4 protein-coding genes are annotated in these 2,070 nt (G+C 50.3%); all 4 read left to right on the forward strand.

Going from position 1 to position 2,070, the window contains the following annotated elements; genetic code table 11:
• Positions 1-525: replication initiation factor domain-containing protein (locus GWQ22_RS21220; protein WP_275931593.1), on the forward strand; the 525-nt coding region annotated here is incomplete at its 5' end.
• Positions 526-556: 31 nt separating this feature from the next.
• On the forward strand, positions 557-877 hold the full coding sequence (locus GWQ22_RS21225) for a hypothetical protein (protein WP_059167776.1): 321 nt from the start codon (positions 557-559) through the stop codon (positions 875-877).
• Between the two features lie 300 nt (positions 878-1,177).
• Positions 1,178-1,402: a Flexible pilin gene (locus GWQ22_RS21230; protein ID WP_275931594.1), complete on the forward strand. Its 225-nt coding sequence runs from the start codon at positions 1,178-1,180 to the stop codon at positions 1,400-1,402.
• Between the two features lie 286 nt (positions 1,403-1,688).
• A partial coding sequence (locus tag GWQ22_RS21235) for a hypothetical protein (RefSeq protein ID WP_275931595.1) occupies positions 1,689-2,070 on the forward strand: 382 nt, incomplete at its 3' end.

Genomic DNA, 2,070 nt, shown 5'->3' on the forward strand with positions numbered 1-2,070 from the left:
GCCGAAATATCCAAGGGCATCGCCAAGCGGTTTGGCATGGCACCGACCAAAGGTTGCTCTTTTTATGTGGGCAGCCGGATCAATGGTAAATGCGCTCGCATATATGAGAAGGGAAAACAAATGCAATCGGCGGACTGCCCGAACTGGGTACGCGCCGAAGGCGAACTACACAATAAGGATAGAGTTATTCCGCTGGATGTCCTGGTCAATCCAGACCCCTATTTTGCGGGTATGTATCCGCAGTTTGCCAAATGGCTGGATGCCGTTTGCCAGGAAGAAATAACGCCGGTACGTGTGACCACCTTTAAAAATAAGTTCAAAACGTCCAGGGACAATGCTGTATTTAATATGTCCAGAATGGCAGGACGCCTTGTCAATTGGTTAGCAAGCATCGAGGGGCTATCCCCTGAGAAGATTGTTACCCAATTAACAGCGCACCTGGGAGAAGATGATATTCCCGCGCGGTTAAGAATGCCGCTACCACCTGAATTTTTATCAGGTGAGCATTGTTTGGTATCGACCTAAAAATCAGGTTCTTCAACGGAAGGTAAATAATATGTCTCTGCTAACTGGTGTTCTGGTCACTCGTGTGACTCATGGCTATGGTGTTTCCCGTAAATCTGGCGCCCCTGTGCCTTATGACTTTGCCCAGGTGGAATACTTGGCGGTTGCCAATAACGTAAACAAGCCCGAGTGTAATATCACCTCCTGGGGCTATGAGGTTCGCCAGTTGGCCTTGCGCAATGATTCACCGACTATTAAAGAGCTGGCCGACTGTCCTAAATTGGTGGCAGTGGATCTTATCCTGGAAGCGGATCCCCAGAACCCAACCCGCAACGTTGTTGTTGGCTTCCAGCCTACCAAAAAGCCGGTTTAACCGCCGCGCACCGAGGAGGAGGAGCGAGAGCGCGCAGCGAGCGACGACAAGGGCGCGATAATGCTTTGTTTAAATATCACCTCTGAGGGATACGCCCGTATTGCTGAAGGGGATGCTTGTCAATATGTGCTCTTGACTGTCCAGGAGCATTCCAGGTTAACGGATATATCGAGCTGGTTTCAGTTCGATGTAACCACAACGTCAATAGCCTTTGGTTTCGGATTAACCATTTGGGTTATTGGTTTAAAACTGGGCGCCATTGCCCGTGTCATTGTTGGTGCAAAAAGAGGATAAATAAAAATGAAAAACGTATCAGGCTTGTTCCGTAATGGTTGTATTGCTGCTGTCGCTTCCCTGTCTGCCGTTGGTGCTGCTCACGCTGCTGGTGAAGATGCCTCCGCCGCTGCCGGTGCTGCGCTCGATTCTGCGCTGGCAAGCGTTCAGTCGACCTCTCCCAAGGTGATGATGGTGGTTGCTTCGGTTGTTGGCGTCGGCATCCTGATCAGCCTTATTCGCAAAGCCTAAGCCATGTCCCTGCTTATCGGGACGCTCTGGTTTTTGTTCTTTGTCGAGGGATGGAGAACATCCTTTTCAATCTAAGGCGGCTTCGGTCGCCTTTTTTCATATTGGGGGCTGTGTGCGCATAGGTTGGCTTCTGTTGTTTGTGTCCTTTTCTTCTTACTCGTGGGACGGGTGTCCTCCTGATGTCTCGCTTGGTATGGTGACAATGGCCACGCCTCTCCCTATCTGTTTGAAATATGATAATTCGCCTAAAGGCGGTTGCACCGTTAAATGCAAAGGTGTGTGTGTTGTGTATCCCCTTTTAAATCAGCAGGGGCCGGTTTATACCACTGGCGATGCCTGCTCTATCAGTAGCGGCAATCCTGAAGGTAGTGGGCCTGGCAGTGGGGATGGGGACGGTGGCCCTGATGCGCCAGGCTCTGGTAATTCAGGTAGCACCGCTTTTCCTGGCTGGTATAACTTTGAACCGGTGATTGGTGATGCCACCGGTACGTCTGTGTCTGGGGCTGTCGCCAAGCTAAATAAGAATCTCGGCAGTGCGTTAGGCATGTTAGCAGGTAATGCAGACCTCACTTATAGCGCGGTTAGTGATATACGTGGCATGTCTCAGCGTGTGGTTAATGCCAGTGAGGCGGCTCAGCAGTTTTTAAAGGAAATTTCAGAATTTAATC

The sequence above is a fragment of the Aeromonas sp. 1HA1 genome (genome assembly GCF_029237385.1).
Classification (GTDB): domain Bacteria; phylum Pseudomonadota; class Gammaproteobacteria; order Enterobacterales; family Aeromonadaceae; genus Aeromonas; species Aeromonas popoffii.

Bases quoted from the DNA above. Each gene is read 5' to 3' on its own strand.
- GWQ22_RS21225 (WP_059167776.1), top strand. From the start codon at position 557: ATGTCTCTGCTAACTGGTGTTCTGGTCACTCGTGTGACTCATGGCTAT.
- GWQ22_RS21230 (WP_275931594.1), top strand. From the start codon at position 1,178: ATGAAAAACGTATCAGGCTTGTTCCGTAATGGTTGTATTGCTGCTGTC.